Origin of the sequence: Kitasatospora sp. NPDC092948 (assembly GCF_044754805.1) — a bacterium.
In the GTDB taxonomy this organism is placed as follows: domain Bacteria; phylum Actinomycetota; class Actinomycetes; order Streptomycetales; family Streptomycetaceae; genus Kitasatospora.
Genome location: NZ_JBIVPU010000001.1, coordinates 1,086,797 through 1,106,027, shown reverse-complemented (window position 1 = coordinate 1,106,027; position 19,231 = coordinate 1,086,797). Strand labels below are relative to the sequence as shown.

General features: G+C 73.0%; 19 protein-coding genes. 14 read left to right on the top strand and 5 right to left on the bottom strand.

Annotated elements, in window-relative coordinates:
* The first annotated feature begins 5 nt into the window (after positions 1-5).
* The 11 genes from ACIQF6_RS04535 to ACIQF6_RS04485 all read left to right on the top strand — a co-directional run bounded on the left by ACIQF6_RS04535 (position 6) and on the right by ACIQF6_RS04485 (position 10,662).
* The gene (locus ACIQF6_RS04535; RefSeq protein ID WP_400890001.1) at positions 6-272 is read left to right on the top strand and encodes an acyl carrier protein; all 267 of its coding nucleotides are present in this window, start codon (positions 6-8) and stop codon (positions 270-272) included.
* On the top strand, positions 272-673 hold the full coding sequence (locus ACIQF6_RS04530; protein ID WP_400889999.1) for a hypothetical protein: 402 nt from the start codon (positions 272-274) through the stop codon (positions 671-673). Before ACIQF6_RS04535 ends, ACIQF6_RS04530 begins: the two co-directional genes overlap by 1 nt.
* Complete coding sequence (locus ACIQF6_RS04525; protein ID WP_400889997.1) at positions 670-1,773, top strand: beta-ketoacyl synthase N-terminal-like domain-containing protein; 1,104 nt, start codon at positions 670-672, stop codon at positions 1,771-1,773. The genes ACIQF6_RS04530 and ACIQF6_RS04525 overlap by 4 nt, the downstream gene beginning before the upstream one ends.
* Positions 1,770-2,483, top strand: coding sequence for a hypothetical protein (locus ACIQF6_RS04520; RefSeq protein WP_400889995.1), 714 nt, complete (start codon positions 1,770-1,772; stop codon positions 2,481-2,483). The genes ACIQF6_RS04525 and ACIQF6_RS04520 overlap by 4 nt, the downstream gene beginning before the upstream one ends.
* A 235-nt stretch (positions 2,484-2,718) precedes the next feature.
* Entirely contained in the window at positions 2,719-4,437 is a 1,719-nt protein-coding gene (locus ACIQF6_RS04515) for a class I adenylate-forming enzyme family protein (RefSeq protein WP_400889993.1), read from the top strand.
* Positions 4,434-5,825 carry a beta-ketoacyl-[acyl-carrier-protein] synthase family protein gene (locus ACIQF6_RS04510; RefSeq protein ID WP_400889991.1) on the top strand — a complete coding sequence of 464 codons (1,392 nt, stop codon included), beginning with the start codon at positions 4,434-4,436 and terminating at the stop codon, positions 5,823-5,825. Before ACIQF6_RS04515 ends, ACIQF6_RS04510 begins: the two co-directional genes overlap by 4 nt.
* Positions 5,822-6,823, top strand: a complete 1,002-nt coding sequence (locus tag ACIQF6_RS04505) for a VOC family protein (RefSeq protein WP_400889989.1) — start codon at positions 5,822-5,824, stop codon at positions 6,821-6,823. The genes ACIQF6_RS04510 and ACIQF6_RS04505 overlap by 4 nt, the downstream gene beginning before the upstream one ends.
* Positions 6,824-6,841: 18 nt before the next feature.
* Positions 6,842-7,759 carry a phytanoyl-CoA dioxygenase family protein gene (locus tag ACIQF6_RS04500; protein WP_400889987.1) on the top strand — a complete coding sequence of 306 codons (918 nt, stop codon included), beginning with the start codon at positions 6,842-6,844 and terminating at the stop codon, positions 7,757-7,759.
* A complete protein-coding gene (locus ACIQF6_RS04495) occupies positions 7,756-8,739 on the top strand; it encodes a thiamine pyrophosphate-dependent dehydrogenase E1 component subunit alpha (RefSeq protein WP_400889985.1) in 984 nt (327 codons plus the stop codon). The genes ACIQF6_RS04500 and ACIQF6_RS04495 overlap by 4 nt, the downstream gene beginning before the upstream one ends.
* Positions 8,736-9,698: an alpha-ketoacid dehydrogenase subunit beta gene (locus ACIQF6_RS04490; protein ID WP_400889983.1), complete on the top strand. Its 963-nt coding sequence runs from the start codon at positions 8,736-8,738 to the stop codon at positions 9,696-9,698. Before ACIQF6_RS04495 ends, ACIQF6_RS04490 begins: the two co-directional genes overlap by 4 nt.
* A 181-nt stretch (positions 9,699-9,879) precedes the next feature.
* Positions 9,880-10,662 (top strand): DUF3050 domain-containing protein, encoded by a 783-nt coding sequence (locus tag ACIQF6_RS04485; protein WP_400889981.1) that lies wholly within the window; start codon positions 9,880-9,882, stop codon positions 10,660-10,662.
* 172 nt (positions 10,663-10,834) lie between these two features.
* Here ACIQF6_RS04485 and ACIQF6_RS04480 read toward each other — a convergent pair whose 3' ends face one another.
* Both ACIQF6_RS04480 and ACIQF6_RS04475 read right to left on the bottom strand, forming a co-directional pair.
* Complete coding sequence (locus ACIQF6_RS04480; protein WP_400889979.1) at positions 10,835-12,016, bottom strand: globin domain-containing protein; 1,182 nt, start codon at positions 12,014-12,016, stop codon at positions 10,835-10,837.
* Positions 12,017-12,271: 255 nt separating this feature from the next.
* Positions 12,272-12,712, bottom strand: coding sequence for an RrF2 family transcriptional regulator (locus tag ACIQF6_RS04475; RefSeq protein WP_400889977.1), 441 nt, complete (start codon positions 12,710-12,712; stop codon positions 12,272-12,274).
* Between the two features lie 306 nt (positions 12,713-13,018).
* On the opposite strand from ACIQF6_RS04475, the gene ACIQF6_RS04470 reads away from it, so the two are divergent.
* The gene (locus ACIQF6_RS04470; RefSeq protein WP_400889975.1) at positions 13,019-14,497 is read left to right on the top strand and encodes a carboxyl transferase domain-containing protein; all 1,479 of its coding nucleotides are present in this window, start codon (positions 13,019-13,021) and stop codon (positions 14,495-14,497) included.
* Positions 14,498-14,612: 115 nt separating this feature from the next.
* On the opposite strand, the gene ACIQF6_RS04465 is transcribed toward ACIQF6_RS04470, so the two are convergent.
* Entirely contained in the window at positions 14,613-15,503 is an 891-nt protein-coding gene (locus tag ACIQF6_RS04465; RefSeq protein ID WP_400889973.1) for a hypothetical protein, read from the bottom strand.
* A 514-nt stretch (positions 15,504-16,017) separates the two neighbouring features.
* Between ACIQF6_RS04465 and ACIQF6_RS04460 the strand changes: the two genes are divergently transcribed.
* Complete coding sequence (locus ACIQF6_RS04460) at positions 16,018-16,299, top strand: hypothetical protein (RefSeq protein WP_400889971.1); 282 nt, start codon at positions 16,018-16,020, stop codon at positions 16,297-16,299.
* A 61-nt stretch (positions 16,300-16,360) separates the two neighbouring features.
* Here the strand turns inward: ACIQF6_RS04460 and ACIQF6_RS04455 are convergent, their stop codons facing one another.
* Positions 16,361-17,401, bottom strand: coding sequence for a questin oxidase family protein (locus ACIQF6_RS04455; RefSeq protein WP_400889969.1), 1,041 nt, complete (start codon positions 17,399-17,401; stop codon positions 16,361-16,363).
* 413 nt (positions 17,402-17,814) lie between these two features.
* On the opposite strand from ACIQF6_RS04455, the gene ACIQF6_RS04450 reads away from it, so the two are divergent.
* Positions 17,815-18,477 (top strand): hypothetical protein, encoded by a 663-nt coding sequence (locus ACIQF6_RS04450; RefSeq protein WP_400889967.1) that lies wholly within the window; start codon positions 17,815-17,817, stop codon positions 18,475-18,477.
* 191 nt (positions 18,478-18,668) lie between these two features.
* On the opposite strand, the gene ACIQF6_RS04445 is transcribed toward ACIQF6_RS04450, so the two are convergent.
* Positions 18,669-19,220 (bottom strand): hypothetical protein, encoded by a 552-nt coding sequence (locus ACIQF6_RS04445; protein WP_400889965.1) that lies wholly within the window; start codon positions 19,218-19,220, stop codon positions 18,669-18,671.
* Positions 19,221-19,231 lie beyond the last annotated feature (11 nt).

Genomic DNA, 19,231 nt, shown 5'->3' with positions numbered 1-19,231 from the left:
AGTCCATGCAGGAACAGATCCGCTCGTTCGTCCTCACCACGCTGGCGGCGATGAACTACGACGTCTCGCAGGTCACTTCGGAGACCGACCTCGGCCCGGCCGGCCTCGACCTGGAGTCGCTCGCCCTGGCCGACCTGGCCGTGCAGGTCGAGGAGAAGTTCGGCATCCGCTTCGAGCTGGACGACATGGAGTCCACCGCACTGATGACCATCGACGAGTTCAGCGCCGAGGTCGCCGCCCGCATCACCAAGTCCTCAGTGGGCAGCGCCTGATGGGTGCCGACCCCGAGGTGCGCTTCGGCCGGGCCGAGGCGATCGCCATGCTCGCCCGCTACGGCGACCGGTCCCCCGAGCAGGTCGACGAACACCTGGGCTCGCTCGAACTGACCTGGCTGATCGCCGAGGCCGAACAGACCTACGGAGTCCAACTCGACCTGGACGACCAACGGTTGGACGCGATCCGCACGGTGAACGACGCGGTCGCCGCACTCGGTGCCCAGCTCGCCGAGCAGCTCGGCACCGAGCTCAGCACCGAACTCAGTACCGGACTCAACACTGGACGCGGAGCCGGCCTCAGCGCCGGACACGGAGCTGGACGCGACTCTGGTCTCGACACTGGTCTCGACACCGCGTTCGAGACCAGACCCGACACCCGGCCCGTCGCCGCGCCATGACAGCGACCGCACTCCGGACCGGCCCACCGCGGCGCACCGTCCTGGTCGGCGGCATCGGCGTCCGCTCCGCGTTCGGCCCAGGTCTCGCGGCGCTGCGGGACGGGGTGCTGGCCGGACAGCCCGCGTTCGTCCCGGTGGACCGGTTCAGCACCACGGGGCACCGTGCCGACCGGGCCGCCATCGCATCCGAATCACCACCCCTGGCCGACCAGTTGGTGGACGTTCTCACCGAGGCGGGCGCGCTCTCCGGGCCTCCCGGCGACGCGCCCGAGGACCTGCTGCTCGCCCTGCACGGCGATCGGCGGGCCGGGCCGGTCGCCGCCGCGGTCGCCGAGCGCACCGGGCTGCGGCCCCGGGTGTACACCGGCGCGTGCGTGGCCGCGGCCACGGCCGTCGCCGACGCGGCCGCGCTGATCGCCTCCGGCCGGCGCGAACGCGTGCTGGTCGCCGCCGGCTACCTGGTCGAGCCGGACACCTTCGCGGTGTTCGACGCCGGACGGGCGCTGGCCGGGGACGGCGCCGTCCGGCCGTTCAGCCTGGGCCGGCAGGGCATGCTGCTCGGCGACGCGGTGGTGGCCGTGGTCCTCGAGTCCGTACCGTCGCTGCGCCGCCGCGGCGGCCGCAACCCGCTGGCCCGGATAGCCGGTTGGGCCCGCACTGGGGACGCCTACCACGTCTGCCGACCGCACCCGGACGGCACCGGACTGGCCCGGGCGGTGCACGACGCCCTCGCACGGGCGGGCACCGGGCCCGACGCCATCGGCTACGTCAACGCCAACGGCGCGGGCTCGAAGCTCGGCGACCTCGCCGAAGCCGCTGCTCTGCGCACCGTGTTCCCGTCCGGCACCCCGCCGGTCAGCTCCACCAAGTCCGTGCACGGCCACGCCCTGGAGGCCTCCGCACTGCTCGAACTCGCAGCCACCGTCGGCGTGTTGCAGGAAGGAAAACTGCCGATCAACGCCGGCTGGCAGCTCCCGGACCCGGGCTGCCCGCTCGACCTGGTCCTCGACCGCCCCCGCCCGGCCGCCCCCGGCCTGGCCCTCACCCTGAATGCCGCGTTCGGCGGCGCGAACACCGCACTCCTGGTGGCCGCCGCATGACCGCCATCACCACCGCCGCTGACGACACCGCGCTGCCCAGACCCCGACAGCCTGCCGACCAGCCGAACGCACCGGCCGTTCCACCGCACACACCCGCCGACCAGCAGCCGAACGCACCGGCCGACCAGCCGCACCCACCCACCGGCCCGGCGCAGCCCACCGACCCACCGCACGACGTCGCGCCGCACACGCCGCCCGCCCCGCCTCTCGGGCCCAGGGAACTGACCGCCCCGCTGCGGGTGCTCGCGTCCGCCGCCTGGCCCGAGCGTCCGGACGATCGGCTCCCGCCCATCGCCGGGTTCGTGGAGTCCAGCTTCAACCCGCTGGTGGCCGAGACCGCCGACCGGTGTCTGCGCCGCCACTACGGGCCACCGCCCGCGCTCGGCGCGCCGCGCACCGCCCTGCTACTGGCCAGCCCGACCGGCGACACCGGCACGGCGGACGCCCTCGCCAGGGCCACCGCCGAGGGCCGGCGCGTCCCGCCGCTGCTGTTCTTCCAGTCCAACCCGAACGCCGTGCTAGGCCACCTCGCCGCCCGCTGGCAGCTCGACGGCCCGGTGGTGGCGCTCGGCCCCGGCTTCGACACCGTGCCCGAACTCCACGACCGGGCCCGCCTGTTGATCGAGGACGGCGACGCCGACCAGGTGCTGCTGATCACCGCCGCCCAGGGCCCGCCCGACCACGCCACCGCCGTCCTCCTCACTCCCTGACACCTCCCCCGCCACCGCCGTCCTCCTCACCCCCTGACACCTCCCCCGCCACCGCCGTCCTCCTCACCCCCTGACACCTCCCCCGCCACCGCCGCCCTGCTCTCCCCTGACGCCTCCCTCACCTCCCCCGAACCCGACCTCCGCCGAACCCACCACCACCAGCCCGGCCCCCGCCGAACCCGACCTCCGCCGTTCACGCCCGCCGACGTCCCGCACCACGAGAAGAACGGGATCCATGAGCCTCCGTACCCTGCGCGCCGTGCTGTCCGAGGACAGCTCCGTCGGCGCCGGAAACGTCCTGACCACCCGCGTCGAGCAGGGACTCGGCCTCGACTCGCCGACTCTGACCTTCGACACCCCGGTCGACGGTCATCCCGCCGACGCCGCCCTGACGCTCCGTCAACTCGACTTGACGGTCCGGCGAAGGGCGGCGGCACTGCACGCGCTCGGGGTGCGGCGGCGCGATCCGGTGGCGGTGCAGGCGTCCGCGGCGGCGGACCAGGTGCTGGCGTTCCTCGCGCTGAATCGGCTCGGCGCCATCCCGGCACTGCTCAACCCGGCGCTGGACGCGGACACGTCGGCCCGCTACCTGCGCCGGCTGAACGCGGCCGGGCTGCTCGCCGACACCGGCCACGCCAAAGCACTGGCGGGACTCGACCTCGGCACCACGCTGCTCGCCGACACCGCCGAACTCGCCGACGGCGACCCGCAGTCCGCACCCGACCCGTACCGGCACTGGCCCACCGACCCGGTCGCCATCACCCACTCCTCCGGCACCACCGGCCTGCCGAAGGCCGTGCTGCACTCGCACCAGAGTCTGTACGCGGCGATCCGCCACCGGCTGCTGCTGCCCCGCCCGCAGGGCATCGACCGGGTACTGAGCGCGCTGCCCGCCGCGCACGCCGCCACCCTGATCGCGGTCAACCTGGCGCTCAGCTTCGACGCCCAACTCCACCTGCTGTCAGGCCAGTCGGGGCCGGTGGTGCTGGACGCCATCGAGCGCTGGCAGCCGCTCGGCGTGTACGGGTTCGCCACCACCTGGGCCGACCTGGCCCGGCACGACCTGTCCGCCCGCGACCTGTCCTCGGTCGGCCTGTGGTGGAACACGGGCGACTGCGCGCACGAGACCCACATCCGCCGCCTGGTCGCCCAGGGTTCGCGCGAGACCGCCACCCGCCAGGGCCGGGTCCGCACGGCCGGCTCGGTGTTCATCGACGGCCTCGGCTCCTCCGAGATGGGCCACTCGCACTTCTTCATCACCCACACCGCGGACTCCGACCGCTACGGCCGCTGCGTGGGCCGCCCGCACGCCTTCGTCGACTGCGCGGTCCTCGACCCGGACGGCAACGAGCTCGGCCCGGGCGAGGTCGGCGAACTCGGCACCCGCTCCCCCACCCTCGCGGTCGGCTACTGGAACGACTCCGTCACCACCCACCGCACCCGGCTGCGCGACTACTTCCTCACCGGCGACCTGATGTACCGCGACGAGGACGGCTACTACTACCACGTGGACCGCGCCGTCGACACCGTCGACCTCGGCGACGGCCGACGCCTGCACACCGCCGCCGCCGAGGAACGCGTCCTGGTCGCCTGCCCGGACGTTCTCGACTGCACGGTGGTGGCACTGCACGACGGCGAGCGGGTCGTCACCGACGTGCTGCTGCAACTCGCCCCGCCGACCGGCGAGCACAGCCAGGCCGGCGACGGCAACCAGGCCAGCGACGGCAACGGCAACGGCAACGGCAACGAGACCAACGAGACCAACGAGACCAACGAGGACGACCGGGCCGACGACCTCACCGCCCGGGTACTGGCCGCGCTGGAGCCGCACGTCGCCGACACAGTACGCGCGGTGCTCGCCGTGCCGGACGAGCAGATCCCGCTCGGCCCGACCGGCAAGGTCCGCAAGGGCCTGCTGCGGCAACAGCACCTCACCGCGGCGGGTACCCGGTGACCGCACCCGGCGCCCAGATCACCGGCATCGGCTGGGTGACGCCACTCGGCCGCGGCGTCCCTGAGGTGTTCCACGCCCTCGCCGACGGCCGCTCCGGGCTGACCGCCCCGCCCCCGGACCACCCGGCGGCAGGCTGGCTGCGGGCCGCCGGCATCGCCCCGCCCGTGCCCGCCACCGAGGTACTGCCGCCGACCGAGACCCGCTGCGCCGACCGCTTCCTGCTGCTGGCCCTGGCCGCCGCGAACGACGCCCTCGCCGACGCGAAACTGACGATTCGTCAGGACATGGACCCGGAGCGGGCGGCGGTGGTGCTGGCCACCGGCGGCGGCGGACTGGAGAGCTACGAGCAACGGGCTGCGGGCCGGCGCGAGCGCGGCCGGGCCGCCGTCAGCCCGTATCTGCTGCCGGGCATGCTGTCCAACATGGCGGCCGCCCGGATCGCCATCACGCACGGCATCCGCGGCTACAGCTCGGCCGTGATCACCGCCTGCGCGGCCGGCGCCCAGGCCGTCGCCGAGGGCCTGCGGCTGATCCGCGGCGGCGAGGCGGACGTGGTGGTGTGCGGCGGAGCCGAGGCCCCGCTGCACCCGACCATCGCCGCCGCCTTCGACAACTCACGTGCGCTGGCAGCCGGTTGGGACGACCCGACGCAGGCCTCCCGGCCGTTCGACGCCCGCCGCAACGGGTTCGTGCTGGGCGAGGGCAGCGCCGTCCTGGTACTGGAGCGGGCGGAACACGCGGCGGCCCGCGGCGCTACGGCGTACGCGGAGCTGTCCGGCTGGGGCGCGGCCACCGACGCCCACCACCCGACCATGCCGCGCCCCGACGGGGCCGGCGCGGCCAGTGCGATGCGCGCGGCGCTGCGCTCGGCCGGGCTGGACCCGTCGGCGGTGGACTACGTCAACGCCCATGGCACGGGCACCAAGTTGGGCGATCGGGCGGAGGTCTCGGCGCTGCGCGAGGTGTTCGGCGCGGCGGGAGCGCTGGTCAGCTCCACCAAGGGTGCGACTGGCCATCTGCTGGGCGCGGCCGGGGCGGTGGAGGCAGCGGTGTCGGCGCTGGCCGTCGCCGAGGGCCTGCTGCCGCCCACCCTGAACCTCGAACAGCCTGACAGCGACTGCGAGTTGCGGCATGTGCACGGCTCCGCGGCGCGGCGTCCGGTGCGCCACACGCTGTCCAACTCGTTCGCGTTCGGCGGGCACAACCTGAGCCTGGTGTTCGGCCCGCCGAGCATCGCGGCCAAGCACCTCGGCGTCGCCGCCAACCACCTCGGCGCCGCAACCGATCATCTCGACGCCACGGCCGAGCACCTCGGCATCACCGCCGATCACCTCGGCGTCGGCAAGCAGCTCGGCATCCCAGCCGAGCACCTCGGAAGGGACTCATGACCGTGGCGGGCATCGCCTATCTCGAACTGTACGCGGAGGACGCCCACAAGTACGCCGCGCAACTGCGCGACGACTGGGGCTTCACGCTGAGCCGACCGGCCCGCACCTCGCCGGGGACGGTGCAGGTGCTGGCCCATCAGGGCGCGATCCGACTGCTGGTGACGTCGGCGGTGGACGCCGAGCACCAGGTGACGGAGTGGGTGCGGCGGCACGGCGACGGGGTGGCGGTGGTCGCGCTGCGGCACACCGACGGAGTGGCGGCGGCCGCGGCGGCGGAGCGGGCGCTGAACGCGGGCGGCGGCTGCCTGGACGGGGCGGGCACGGTCTCCGCGTTCGGCGATCTGGCGGTGCGCTTCGCCGATGCGCAGGACACCCTTCCGGAGAGCGAACTCCCGGGCAGTGGCGGCCTGTTGGCGCTCGACCACGTGGCGATCGTAGTGCCGGGCGGACAGTTGGACGCCTCGGTGGAGTGGGCGGTGCGCGGTCTGGGCTTCCGGGAGATCTTCCGCGACTACATCGAGGTCGGCGCGCAGGCGATGGACTCGCGGGTGGTGCAGAGCCCGTGCGGTGCCGTCACGTTCACCCTGCTTGAGCCGGACACCTCGCGGGCGGCCGGCCAGATCGACGGCTTCCTGGACGCGCACGGCGGCGCGGGCGTCCAGCACGTGGCCTTCAGCACGGCCTCGATCACGGCGTCGGTACGGGAGTTGAGCGCCCGTGGGGTGGCGTTCCTCAGCACGCCGGGCGCGTACTACCGGGCGCTGGAGTCGCGGCTCGGCCCGACGGGCATCCCGGTGGACGACCTGCGCGAGACCAACGTGCTGGTGGACCGCGACCACGGCGGCGAGCTGTTCCAGATCTTCGCCCGTTCCACCCATCCGCGCCGGACGTTCTTCCTGGAACTGGTGGAGCGGCGCGGCGCCGGCTCGTTCGGCACCGCCAACATCAAGGCCCTGTACGAGGCGGTCGAGCGCGAGCGCGCCGCCGCGGACCACTGACCGAAGGAGATCCCTCAAGTGGCCACCACCACCGAGCCGTTCGCGCTGTCGGAGGAGGAGTCGGCGCTGCTGCCGACCGCCGAGGAGGTGCTGGAGTACGCGGAGCGCGGCTGGTACCTGTCGCGGCGGCTGTTCAGCGATCAGGAGCTGGATGCGCTGCAGGCCGCCACCGAGCGCTACTACGCCGGCGAGCGTGATCGCGAACTTCCCGCGCGTCCGCCGCACTTGGCTTCCTGGACGCCGGCCGACGGGCCGGTGCAGCGGCACAACGACTATGTGCACTACGAGCACGAGGAGATCGGCCGCATTCTGCGCAAGCCGCTGCTGGGCGCGGTCGCGGCGCGGCTGGCGCAGGCCGAGGAGATCCGGGTGTTCCAGGCGACGCTGATCTTCAAGCCGCCGGTGCCGGGCGAGCCGAGCAACGTGGTGCCGTGGCACTTCGACAAGCACTACTGGCAGACGTCCACCTCGCAGCGGATGCTGACGGCGTTCGTGCCGTTCCACGACTGCACGGAGGAGATGGGCACCATCACCATGGTGGACGGCAGCCACCGTTGGGAGGAGCGGCCGGGCGGCGACGACTCGACCCGGCACTTCGCCGCCCGCGACCGCGGCGAGCTGGAGCAACTCCTGCGCGAGAATGCCGAGTTCAATGGATCGGAGGTGCACACGGTGCCGGTGGAGATCCCGCGCGGGCACGTCTCGTTCCACCACTGCCGCACGTATCACGGCTCCGGCCCGAACCGGTCCGCGCAGCCGCGCCGGGCCGTCTCGCTGCACCTGCAGGACGGTTCGAACCGCTACCGCTCGTTCCTGAGGCCGGACGGCTCGCCGGTGGTGTACAACCACGACGCGGTGGTGCGGCGCACGGCGGACGGTCAACCCGACTACGCGGACCCGGAGTTCTGCCCGGTGCTGTGGCGGTCGGGCCGGTGAGCGTGCCGCAGTTGGCGGACCGGGCCGGGCGGTACCGGATGATGCGACTGATCCGCTCGTTCGAGGAGCTCGCGCTGGAGTGGGTGCGCGAGGGGCTGATCGTCGGCGGCACGCATCCGTACATCGGCCAGGAGGCGGTGGCGGTCGGTGTGTGCGCGGCCCTGGCGGCGGACGACCGGCTGACGTCCACCCACCGGGGGCACGGTCACGTGCTCGCCAAGGGCGCCGATCCGGGCCGGCTGCTGGCCGAACTGCTGGGCCGGGTGGACGGGTTGAACCGGGGCCGGGGCGGGTCGATGCACGCCGCGGACTTCTCGCTGGGCATCCTGGGCGCGAACGGCATCGTCGGCGCGGGCGCGCCGATCGCGGTCGGCGCGGCCTGGGCGGCGCAGCGGCAGGGCCAACGCCGGGTGGTGGCCTCGTTCTTCGGCGACGGCGCGCTCAACCAGGGGGTGCTGTTGGAGGCGTTGAACCTGGCGTCGATCTGGCGGGCCCCGGTGCTGTTCGTGTGCGAGAACAACGGCTATGCGACGACGCTGCCGGCCGGTGCGGCCGTGGGCGGTTCGGCGTGCGGCCGGGCGGAGGCGTTCGGTATTCCGGCGGAGACGGTGGACGGTATGGATGTGGAGGCGGTCCGGGCGGCGGCCGCGCGGATGGCGGACCGGGCGCGGGCGGGCGGCGGCCCGGGGTTCCTGGAGTGCCTGACGTACCGCTTCGAGGCGCACCACACCATGGAGCGCCGGTTCCGGCTGGCGTACCGCACCCCGCAGGAGGTGGCGGCGTGGCGCGAGCGCGATCCGCTGGTCCAGGCCGCGGCGGCGCTGCCGCCCGGCGCGTGCGCCGAGATCGACGCGGAGGTCGCCCAACTCCTTTCGCTGGCAGCCGGGTTCGCGCTAGCCTCGGCGCACCCTGATCCGGCGACGGCCGGCGACCACCTGTACGCGAGCGGGCTGCGGCCCCGGTCGGGAGCGGCGCTGTGACCCTGCTGTCGTACGCGAAGGCGATGAACCGGGCGCTGGCGGACGCATTGGCGGCCGACCCGGCGGTGTGCGTCTTCGGCGAGGACGTGGGCGCGGGCCTGGCCGGGCTGACGCTGGGCCTGCAACAGCGGTTCGGCGCCGACCGGGTGGTGGACACTCCGCTGTCGGAGCAGGCGTTCACCTCGGCGGGGATCGGCGCGGCGCTGTCCGGGATGCGGCCGGTCATCGAATTGCAGATCCCGTCGCTGCTGTTCCTGGTGTTCGAGCAACTCGCCAATCAGGCACACAAGTTCTCGCTGATGACGGGCGGTCGGGCGCGGGTGCCGCTGACCGTGGTGGTGCCGGGTTCGGGCTCCCGCAGCGGCTGGGCGGGCCAGCACTCGGACCATCCGTACGGCCTGTTCGCGCACGTCGGCATCAAAACGCTGGCACCGGCGACGCCCACCGACGCGTACGGGCTGCTGAGTTCGGCGATCGCGGACGACGATCCGGTGGTGCTGTTCGCCCCGGCGGGCGCGCTGGGCGTCCGCGAGGACGTGACGGCGCCGCTGGCGCCGGTGCCGCTGGGCGTGGCCCGGACGCATCGGCCGGGCACCGATGTGACGGTGGTCGCCGTGGGCCACCTGGTGCAGCAAGCACTCTCCGTGGCCGAGGAGTTGGCGGGCGAGGTGTCGGTGGAGGTGCTCGATCCGCGCACCCTGTATCCGCTGGACCGGGCGGCGCTGCTGGCTTCACTGGAACGCACCGGCCGGTTGGTGGTGGTGGACGACTCCAACCGCTTCGCCGGTTTCGCCGCCGAGGTGCTGGCTATCGCCGGCGAGGAGGCCCAGCTGCTCGCCCCGCCCCGCCGGGTCACCCGCCCGGACGGCGCGGTGCTGCCGTTCGCCCTCGCCCTGGACCAGGCCCTCCAGCCGAGCGCCGAGCAGCTGCGGGACGCGATCCGCGCCGTCCTGAAGTAACGGCCGCCCGCGGCGCACCACCGCACCGTCCCCACCACCGCACCATCCCCACGACCGTACGACCGCACCGCCGTACGACCGCACCGCCGTACGACCGTCCGACCGCACCGCCGTACGACCGCACCGCCCCCGCGGTGTCTCCGCATTTCGGGCGCACCCTCGCCGCACAAGGAGAGCAACCATGAGTGACCGCTACCACTGGGACCGCAGCCACCCCGGCCTGACGGCGCTGCGCGAGTCGATCGAGGAGGTCCGCCGCGAGGTGGTCAGCCACCCGATGTACCTCTCGCTGGACAGCCTGGAGAAGGTGCGGACCTTCCAGCAGACCCACGTGTTCGCCGTCTGGGACTTCATGTCCCTGCTCAAGTGCCTTCAGCAGCAGCTCACTTGTGTGACTCTGCCGTGGCTTCCGGACGGCCCGACTGCGAGCCGGCGGCTGATCAACGAGATCGTGCTGGTCGAGGAGAGCGACGAGCTCGGCGAGGGCTACATCAGCCACTTCGAGCTGTACCTGGACGGCATGACGCGATCGGGCGCGGACACCGCCCCGGTCGAGGCGTTCCTGGCGGAGATCCGTTCCGGCCGGTCGGTGGCGGAGGCCGCAAAGCTCGCCGGGATTCCGGAGGCGGCGGCCGAGTTCGCCGCCGTCACGTTCGGGATCATCGAGGACGCGCCGGTGCACTGCCAGGCTGCGGCGTTCGCGTTCGGCCGGGAGGACCTGATTCCGGAGATGTTCGAGCAGGTGGTCCGGATCGACGACGCCGAGGGGCGGCTCGGTGTCTTCAAGGACTATCTGGCCCGGCACATCGAGGTGGACGGCGAGCAGCACACTCCGATGGCCATGCAGATGCTGATCGACCTGTGCGGCGACGACACCGAACGCTGGGAGGAGTGCGCGACGACGGTCCGCACGGCGCTGCGCGCCCGGGTCGCACTGTGGGACGCCATCACGGCCGCACTCTGACCGACGGGCGGCCCGGCTCCGCCCGTGACTCCGGGGCCGGGCCTGGCTCCGACCCTGACCCTGACCCTGACTCCGACTCCGGCCCTGGCTCCGACTCCGACTCCGGCCCCGGCGCGGACATCGCCGCACCGGAGCCGGAAACCGCTTTCCCGCTGGGCCGGTTCCCGTCGGATCAGTTCTGGCCGAGCCACATGTCGGGACCGAACACCTCGTAGTGGATGTCGGCGGCCGGCACGCCGGCTTCCAGCAGCTGGGTGCGCACGGCACGCATGAACGGCAGCGGGCCGCACAGGTAGGCGACGGCGTCGGCGGGCACGGCCAGGCCGGTCAGGTCGACCCGGCCGGTGCGGTCCGCGGGCCATTCGCCCTCGGGACGCTCGTACCAGACGTGCGCCTCGGCGTTCGGCAGCTTCTCCACCAGGCGGGCGAGGTCCGCACGGAAGGCGTGGCTGGACTCCTGCTGGTCGCCGTGCACGGCGACCACCTTGCGGGTGGCGCCGGTCTCGGCGAGGTGGTGCAGCATGCCGATGATCGGAGTGCAGCCGATGCCGGCCGAGGCCAGCACCACCGGGCGGCCCTCGTCGGCCAGCTGCACATCGCCGAACGGGGCGCTGACCAGCAGGGTGTCACCCTGGTCGACGTGCTGGTGCAGGTGGGTGGAGACCTCGCCGACCGGGTCGCCGGCCACCCGCTTGACGGTGATCTGGAGGCCGCCGTCGGGCTGCCCGGACAGGCTGTACTGACGGATCTGCCGCGCGCCGTCGGCGAGTTCGACCTGCACCGAGACGTACTGGCCGGGCTTGTGCGCGGGGACGGGGCCGCCGTCGGCCGGGTGCAGCAGGAAGGTCGCGACGTCGGCGGTCTCGGCGGTGCGGGCGACCACGGTGTACGGGCGGCGCTCGCCGTGGGTGCCGCTCTCCTCGTACAGGCGGACCTCAAGGGCGATCAGCGCGTTGGCCATCAGCCAGTACACCTCTTCCCAGGCCTCGGCGACCTCGGGGGTGACGGCCTCGCCGAGCACCTCGACGATGGCGGCGAACAGGTGGTCGTGGACGACCTGGTACTGCGGGCCGGTGACGCCCAGCGAGGCGTGCTTGTGGGCGATGCGGGCGAGCATGGCGTCCGGTCGCTGGTCGGGGTTGTTCACCAGGGCGGTCGCGAAGGCGGCTATCGAGCCGGCCAGCGCCGACTTCTGGCTTCCGTCGGCCTGGTTGCCCCGGTTGAACAGGTCGCGCAGCAGCTCGGGGTGCGCGGCGAAGAGCCGGTGGTAGAACGAGCCGGTGATCTCCTCGATGGCCGCGCCAACCACGGGCAGGGTGGCACGCACGGTCTGCGCGGACTTCTCGGACAGCATCCGAAGCTCCAAACTCGCATCTGAGATGCGCATTTTAGGGTGTGGGAAAACCTGCGGAGTACTAAGAGTGGTGACTGCTGATCTACTGACCAACCGCGTACGGAACATGACGAACCGCGTACGGAAAACGCTTTCCAAGCATCCCGGACCTTACGCCCGGGCCCATCCCCGGCCTTCAGTCCGAACTCGCGCCCGGCCTCACGCTCGAACCCGAGCCCGTACCCGAGCCCGAGCCCGAACCCGAACCCGCCAGCCCTATCCGCGCCGCCCGGGCAGCCCGAGCAGCACCGGCCCCGTCGGCGGACCGACCAGGTCGGCCACCGTCAGCGGGTCGAGCGTCGCGAAGAATGCTTCCTGCGCCTGGCGCAAGGCCCCGCGCAGTCGGCAGGCGTGACGCAGCGGACAGGGCGGCTCGTCCTCGCAGCCGACCACGTCCCCGGCGCCCTCCAGTTCCCTGACCATCCGGCCGAGCGATCCGGTGCGACCGGCGGCGGTCAGGGCAAGCCCTCCGCCGCGCCCGCGCCGGGCCTCGACCACGCCCAGGTGCTGGAGACGGCTGACCACCTTCGCCGCATGGTTGTAGGGGACGTCGACCGCCTCGGCCACCTCGCGGGTGGTCGGGGTCTGGTCCTCGTCCAGCACCGCCAGGCGCATCGCGATGCGCAGTGCGATGTCGGTGCTCTTGGTCAGCCTCACGGCGCTGACTCTAGCCAATTCGGCATCTTGGATACCAATTAGCCAGGTGTCTGGTGCGTCACGTTCACCCACTCCGCTGCACGGCGGGCCTGACGGCCGAATCGTCTCGATCCGCCCGGCCGTCGGCGGTGATCCCGGTCACCACCGTGCGCCGCGCCCACCGGCGGCCCGGCTCCGCCCGTAGGCTCGGCACTTCCCGCTCGACGATCTCCCACTCGACGACCTCCCCGTCGACGATGTCCCGCTCGCCCGCATCCCGCTCGACGATCTCCCCTGTGTTCCCACTCCCCCACGACGGAGGCCCCGGTGACTGCACGTCAGCTTCTCGATCTGCTGGTCGATCCCGGCAGCTTCACCTCCTGGGACGAGCCGATCGCCGCCGAGCCGGCCGACCCCGACTACCGGGACGCCCTGGCCAGGGCCCGCGCCCGCACCGGGCTGGACGAGGCGGTGCTGACCGGCCGCGCCCTGCTGGACGGTCGGCCGCTGGCGCTGATCGCCTGCGAGTTCGGCTTTCTCGGCGGCTCGATCGGCGTCGCCACCGCCGAGCGGATCACCCGGGCCGTGGAGCGCGCCACCGCCGAGCGCCTCCCCCTCCTTGCCCTCCCCGTCTCCGGCGGCACCCGCATGCAGGAGGGCTCCGCCGCGTTCCTGTGCATGGTCCGCGTCACTGCCGCCGTACACGCCCACCGCGCCGCAGGCCTGCCGTACCTGTCCTATCTGCGCAACCCCACCATGGGCGGGGTGTTCGCTTCCTGGGGCACCCTCGGCCACCTGGTCCTCGCCGAACCGGGCGCCCGGCTCGGCTTCCTCGGCCCGCGCGTCTACGAGGAGTTGCGCGGCGAGCCACTGCCGCCCACCGTCCAGCGCGCCGAGACGCTCGCCGCCAACGGCCGACTGGACGCCATCGTGCCGCCGGAAGGACTGCGCGCGTTCCTCTCCCGTGCGCTCACCGTCCTCACCGCCCGTCCGCCCGAGGCGAGTTCACTGCCGCCGACTGTCTCCCGGGTCGACATCGCCGCCCCCGACGCCGGGGACGCCTGGGACTCGGTGCTCCGCAGCCGCCGTCCAGACCGCCTTTCCGCGCTCGAACTCCTCCACCAAACCGCCGAGTTGTTCCTCCCACTGGACGGCGACAGCGCACTCGTCCGGGCTCTCGCGCTGATCGGCGGACGCCCGGTGATGGTGGTCGCCCAGCAGCGCCCCGACCCCGGCCGTCCCGAACTCTCCTTCACTGCGGCGGATTTGCGAGCGGTGCGCCAACAGGCCGAACTGGCCGAGGAGTTGGGAATGCCGCTGCTCACCGTGGTCGACACGGTCGGCGCGGAACTCTCCGTCGCGGCCGAACTCGACGGTGTGGCACTGGAGATCGCGCACTGCCTGACCACCCTGGTCGGCCTGCGCACTCCCGTGCTGGCGGTGCTGCTCGGCCAGGGCAGCGGTGGCGGCGCGCTCGCCCTGCTGCCCGCCGATCGGGTCATCGCCGCCCAGCACGCCTGGCTCGCTCCGCTGCCGCCCGAGGGCGCGTCCGCGATCGTCCACCGAGACGGCGAGCACGCTCCCCAACTCGCCCGCGCCCAGGGCATCACCGCGACCGCACTCGCCGCGACCGGCCTGGTCGACGAGGTCGTCCCCGAGACCGACGACCCCGCCGACCTGCGCGCCCGCCTCGCCACCGCCGTCACCCGCGCCCTCGCCGAACTCGCCCAACTCCCCACACCCGAGCGCCTCGACGCCCGCCGCGACCGCAACCGCCGCCTCGGCGGACCGCCGTTCGCCGGCTGACCGCGACGGCCGACCACACGACGGCCGACCACGACGGCCGACCGCAACCGCGACGACCGATCGGCCCGCCGGGGCAGTGGCTTCGGCGGGCCGTCGCGGGTCGGGCGGGGGCGTCCTACCCGAGGATCACGCTGTAGTTGGTGGTCGAGGGCTCCGTGTGGCCGGCGCCGCCGCCCGCAGCAGCGAGCGTGGTCGTCACGTCGACGGGCGCTCCACTGGCGAAGCCGACATTGCCGATGCTGTTGACCGTGCTGCTCCAGTTCTGGTCGGTGCCGTTGCAGGTGTTGATGGTGAACACGGCGCTTCCGGCGGCGGCCTGGTTGCTGGAGTTGACCTGTCCGGCGGAGACGAACTGGGTGGCCGGAGTGGGCACGCTACTGGCGCAGTTGTACGTGCCGGACAGCGTGATGGCTCCGGAGCTCGGATAGGTCACCGTCGGGTTGAGGTGTACGAACGAGCTGTCGACAAGGGTGACGTCGCTGGTGGAGGCCGCGTTCTTGCCGTCGTCCAGGACCGCGAACGTGGTGATCTCCTGGCTGCCGCTCATGCCGATCTGCGTGGCCGTCACGGTCTGCGTCTTGTTGATGTCACCCGGACCGCAGGGCACCGCGACCTCGCCGCTCACATCGTTGTTGTTCTGGTCGAACTGAACCCGCAGCGCCGCGAGACCGCTGGGCGCCGAGGAGTCTGTGCAGGTGTACGTGACGACGGCGGAGACACTGCCCAGGCCCACGCTGACGCTGCCGGAGTTGATGCTGGCGGTCAACCCGCCGGGGGTGGGTGTGAACGGCTCCACCTGCCCGGCAGCGGGGGCCTCGGCCTGCGCGGTCGGCGCGCCGTTCACCTGGTACGCCCAGAGTCCGGCGGCCACCAGCGTGCCGGCGCCCAGACCGGCCAGGATCTTCTTCGTGCCCGGCCGGATCGGCCCGCAGGCAGCGTCGTCGGAAGCGGTGGAGACGTCCCCGCGCGGGGAACCCGCGGCGCGGCGCAGACGGCCTTGCATCATGCGATCACCTTTGAAGAGGGAGTGGCTGCGAGACGGAAGAGTGGTGCCGCTCGTCGCAGAACGCGCCGCGCCCGATCGGGGTGCGCAACGGGCCGGTTGGGCGTCGGCGCCACCAGCTTGGGGAGTGTGCAGCCAGCCGCGAGTCTGCCACCGCCCGGCCGGCTCCGTCCCGCCCGGAACATCCCTCCGACCAGCATCCTTTTCGACCCGCAGCACTCTGACTGTTCGTCAATTCCCTTCGCCGTCAACTCTTCCGCAACCTCCGGAAGCCACCGGGGCAACGGTTCGCCGCCGGTGGTCCGATGGCTCCGGCACTGCACCGTTCGAGTGCCGTCACCCGAGTTCCGAATCGTCGGGGAGTCCGGGTCGTCGGTCACCACCTCGCCCGCCTCTGCACGCTCGCCGATTCGAGGGATTGGCCGTGGCGTTCCGCAGCGGACGGGCCGCGGCGGGGAATCCCCCGTCCGGAGAGGCGCCCACCCCCAGCCGGGTGCCTTCGGAAGGGAGAACAGCCATGCGTCGTCGTCTCACGGGAGTCGGCCTGTTGGCCGCCGCCGGCGTCCTCGCCCTCGCCGTGCCTGCCCAGGCGGCCACCGGTGTGCTGGTGGTGAACGGGGTGGCGCACGAGAACCCGCCGCGCGGCTGCTACAGCACCACGTCCCCGGTGACCATCGAGAACTTCACCGACTCGCAGGTGCTCGTCCACGCCGCCGCCAACTGCCAGGGGCCGGTGACGGCCGAGGTGGCTCCCGGGCGGTCCGCGCACACCTTCGGGGCGAGCTACTTCGTCTTCTGAGCCGCCCGTCCCCTTCGCGCCCGGGTGCGGGAAGCCGGCCGCTCCGGCCTCCCGCACCGACTCATCCGACCGGCGGGGTCAGCTCCATGGCCCGCACGGCCGCCGCGAGTGCCGCCGCGTCGCCGACGTCCAGGGCCGTGTCCGTCAGCTTGATGACGTGTTCGTCGCCGTGCGTCAGGGCCCGCTCGAAGACCTCCTCGGCGGTGAGGTCGCCGACCGGCACGCACGGGACCGCCTCGGCCGGCGCATACATCGAGGTCACCGCCGCGGCGGCCGTCCAGGCGGCCCGCAGGCTCGCCGGCCACAGGGCGGGCGGGAGCACGGGCAGGATGCGCAGGACGGCGTTGGGTGCGGTGGCCGCGTGGACGAGCATCGTCTCCTCGCCGTGGCCGTGGGTGGCGTAGCGGTGGGTCGCCGCACGCACCAGCTCGACGAGGCGGCGGTGCGCCTCGGCCGGCGCCGGCTCGTCGGCCGCCCACACCGGCAGGTCCGTGACCTGTTCGAGCCGGGCGGGGAAGCCGCCGTCCTGGACGGCGATCCGCGGCACCAGGTCGAGCGCGGCGGCAGCGCGGTCGGCGGCAGCGCGGTCGACAGCGGCACGGCCGGCGCCGGGCAGCGGCGTGAGCGCCGCGACTCTATGCTGGCGGGCGGCCCAGTAGCCCAGCCCGTGGGCGAGTTCGGCCAGCCGGGGTTCGGTGCTCGCGCCGGAGCGGAGGGTACGCACCGCGTGGCCGACCCGGATCACCGGGTGGGTGGAGCCTCCGCACAGTCCGGGCAGCAGCCGGGTCCACCACTCGCCGAGCACCGTCTGCCAGGGGCGCTCCGAGAGTTCGTGCCCGAAGAACGCGATCCAGTCGGCCGCACGGCTCGGATCTCCCAGCGCCGCACGCCAGTTGGCCGACGTGACCCGTTCGACGCCGGACGGGAACTCCTCCAGCTTGCGGGCGTACCGGTCCAGCCAGCGGTGCACGGCGTGCGCCCGGCCGCGGGCGGCGAGGGCCTCCACGGCCATCGGCGCGTGGTTGGTCAGTCGCCCGAGCCTCTCCGGCCCCGACCGGTGCAGGCGATCGAGCGCCTCGTCCAGCGTCCCAGTGACATCCATGGCCGCGACGGTAGGCGGAGCGGCCCGGTCGGCGTCACCGGCGGAGGACGTAGGCCCACTCCGCTGATCGTCCTGGATCTTCCGGCCCTGCCGTCCGGTCCGACCCGCCGGTCCCGCCGTCCGGTCCGACCCGCCGGTCCCGCCAGCCGGTTCTCCCCGCCGATAGCGCCCGTCCCGCCCGTCCTGCCGGTAACGCCCGTCCCGCGCGTCCCGCCGGTAACGCCCGTCCCGCCCGTCCCGCTTGCCAGCTCTCCTCGTCGGTCCCGCCGGCCGGTGGTGCCGTACCGACCCGCCACCCGGGGGAGTGAATCGGTCCGGCAATGTCAGGATATGACGCACATTTACTTTCACCGTCGGGCAGGCTCGATCCCGTGGGGGGCCAAGAAACCGCTTCGAGCGATCGGGAAGAACTCATGGCTCAGACGACCATCCGGCAGCGTCTGGCGGCATGTGGAGCCGCCGTGGCGCTCGCCGTCACGGCGGCGTCCTTCGCCGCGCCCACCACGGCTGCCGCCGCGAACGCGAACCTGACCTACGGCAGCATCATCCTGCTGCAGAACCAGTACCAGGGCGATGGCGGCTACTTGGACACCAACGGCCGGTCCGGCCAGCCCGGCGCCGTCTACAACGTGTCCACCAATCAGGCCCCCAACAGCCGCGGCCACAAGACCTCGGAGTGGAAGGTCGTCTCCGCCACCGGCAAGGCCAACGGCACCAATGTCGTCAGCGGCGACGTCGTCTTCCTCGTCAACCAGTACGGCAACGGCACCTACCTCGACACCAACGGCGTCGAGAACCGGCAGGGCGCCAAGTACGGGGTGTCCACGACCGACCTGCCGGACCGCGGCCCGGGCACCAGCAAGTGGCACATCTTCGACAAGACGTCCGACCCCAGGGACGGCCTGGTCCGCCTGCACGACGTCGTGCACCTGCTGAACGACTACGCCTCCGCCGACGGCGGCTTCCTCGACACCAATGGGGCTTCCGCCCAGTCGGGCGCCAAGTTCGCCGTCTCGACCAGTTACTACACCGACCGCGGGCCGGGCACCGGCTCGTGGAAGGTGCTGCCGGGCTGACCGGTCCACCGACCAGGCCGGGCCTCGGGATCGCCGAGCGCCCGGCCTTCGACATGCCCTCCGCCTCCGCACCGACCCGTCCGTGCCGGCCACGACCGCGTCGGCCCCGACCGTGTCGATCCCGTTCGCATCAGGCCGGACCGCGTCGACGCCATCCGCCCCGGGCCCGACCGCGCGGTGCAGCCGCCCCGTCAGCCCGGGTTGCGCAGCCAGGCGGCGAGGACGGTGAAGTCCGTTTCGGTCAGGCCGACTTCGGGGTCGATTCGGCGCAGGAGCGCGGGGCCGGGGTGGTGGTCGGCGACCCATCGACGGTCGCGTTCGGTGATCTCGTCGTCGACCCAGGCGAACGGGGTTCCGGCGGCATGCGCAACGAGGGCGGGGGTCTTCCAGTGGACGCCGGGCGGCGGGTCGGGCGCAGCGAGGGGCGGGTCGGGCAGGACGGGGAGCGGGCGGAGGCCGAGCAGCGGGGCGAGACACGCGTTGGCGTCGTCGAACCAGGTGGTGGCCCAGATCAATCGGCAGGGCAGTGCGGCGAGTTGGGGACCGAGGGAAGGATCGAGCCGGGCCAGCAGCGGATTCGATTCACCGGTGACTTCACGGATGCGGCGTGCCGTCAGGTGGGTGCGGTGGCGGGCCGGGTCGCCGCCGAACGGGAGCAGCGGGCCGTCGACGTCGAGGTAGAGCAGGGGCAACGGGTGCGGGTGCGGCTGCGGGTGCGGGTGCGGGTGCGGCGGAGGCTTCATCGGGTCGATGA

What these genes read in the sequence shown, in the direction of transcription:
- ACIQF6_RS04460 (WP_400889971.1), top strand. Translation starts at nt 16,018, where the DNA reads ATGCGTCGTCGTCTCACGGGAGTCGGCCTGTTGGCCGCCGCCGGCGTC.
- ACIQF6_RS04530 (WP_400889999.1), top strand. Translation starts at nt 272, where the DNA reads ATGGGTGCCGACCCCGAGGTGCGCTTCGGCCGGGCCGAGGCGATCGCC.
- ACIQF6_RS04480 (WP_400889979.1), bottom strand. Translation starts at nt 12,016, where the DNA reads ATGCTGTCCGAGAAGTCCGCGCAGACCGTGCGTGCCACCCTGCCCGTG.
- ACIQF6_RS04445 (WP_400889965.1), bottom strand. Translation starts at nt 19,220, where the DNA reads ATGAAGCCTCCGCCGCACCCGCACCCGCACCCGCAGCCGCACCCGCAC.
- ACIQF6_RS04525 (WP_400889997.1), top strand. Translation starts at nt 670, where the DNA reads ATGACAGCGACCGCACTCCGGACCGGCCCACCGCGGCGCACCGTCCTG.
- ACIQF6_RS04535 (WP_400890001.1), top strand. Translation starts at nt 6, where the DNA reads ATGCAGGAACAGATCCGCTCGTTCGTCCTCACCACGCTGGCGGCGATG.
- ACIQF6_RS04455 (WP_400889969.1), bottom strand. Translation starts at nt 17,401, where the DNA reads ATGGATGTCACTGGGACGCTGGACGAGGCGCTCGATCGCCTGCACCGG.
- ACIQF6_RS04515 (WP_400889993.1), top strand. Translation starts at nt 2,719, where the DNA reads ATGAGCCTCCGTACCCTGCGCGCCGTGCTGTCCGAGGACAGCTCCGTC.
- ACIQF6_RS04485 (WP_400889981.1), top strand. Translation starts at nt 9,880, where the DNA reads ATGAGTGACCGCTACCACTGGGACCGCAGCCACCCCGGCCTGACGGCG.
- ACIQF6_RS04520 (WP_400889995.1), top strand. Translation starts at nt 1,770, where the DNA reads ATGACCGCCATCACCACCGCCGCTGACGACACCGCGCTGCCCAGACCC.
- ACIQF6_RS04450 (WP_400889967.1), top strand. Translation starts at nt 17,815, where the DNA reads ATGGCTCAGACGACCATCCGGCAGCGTCTGGCGGCATGTGGAGCCGCC.
- ACIQF6_RS04465 (WP_400889973.1), bottom strand. Translation starts at nt 15,503, where the DNA reads ATGATGCAAGGCCGTCTGCGCCGCGCCGCGGGTTCCCCGCGCGGGGAC.
- ACIQF6_RS04505 (WP_400889989.1), top strand. Translation starts at nt 5,822, where the DNA reads ATGACCGTGGCGGGCATCGCCTATCTCGAACTGTACGCGGAGGACGCC.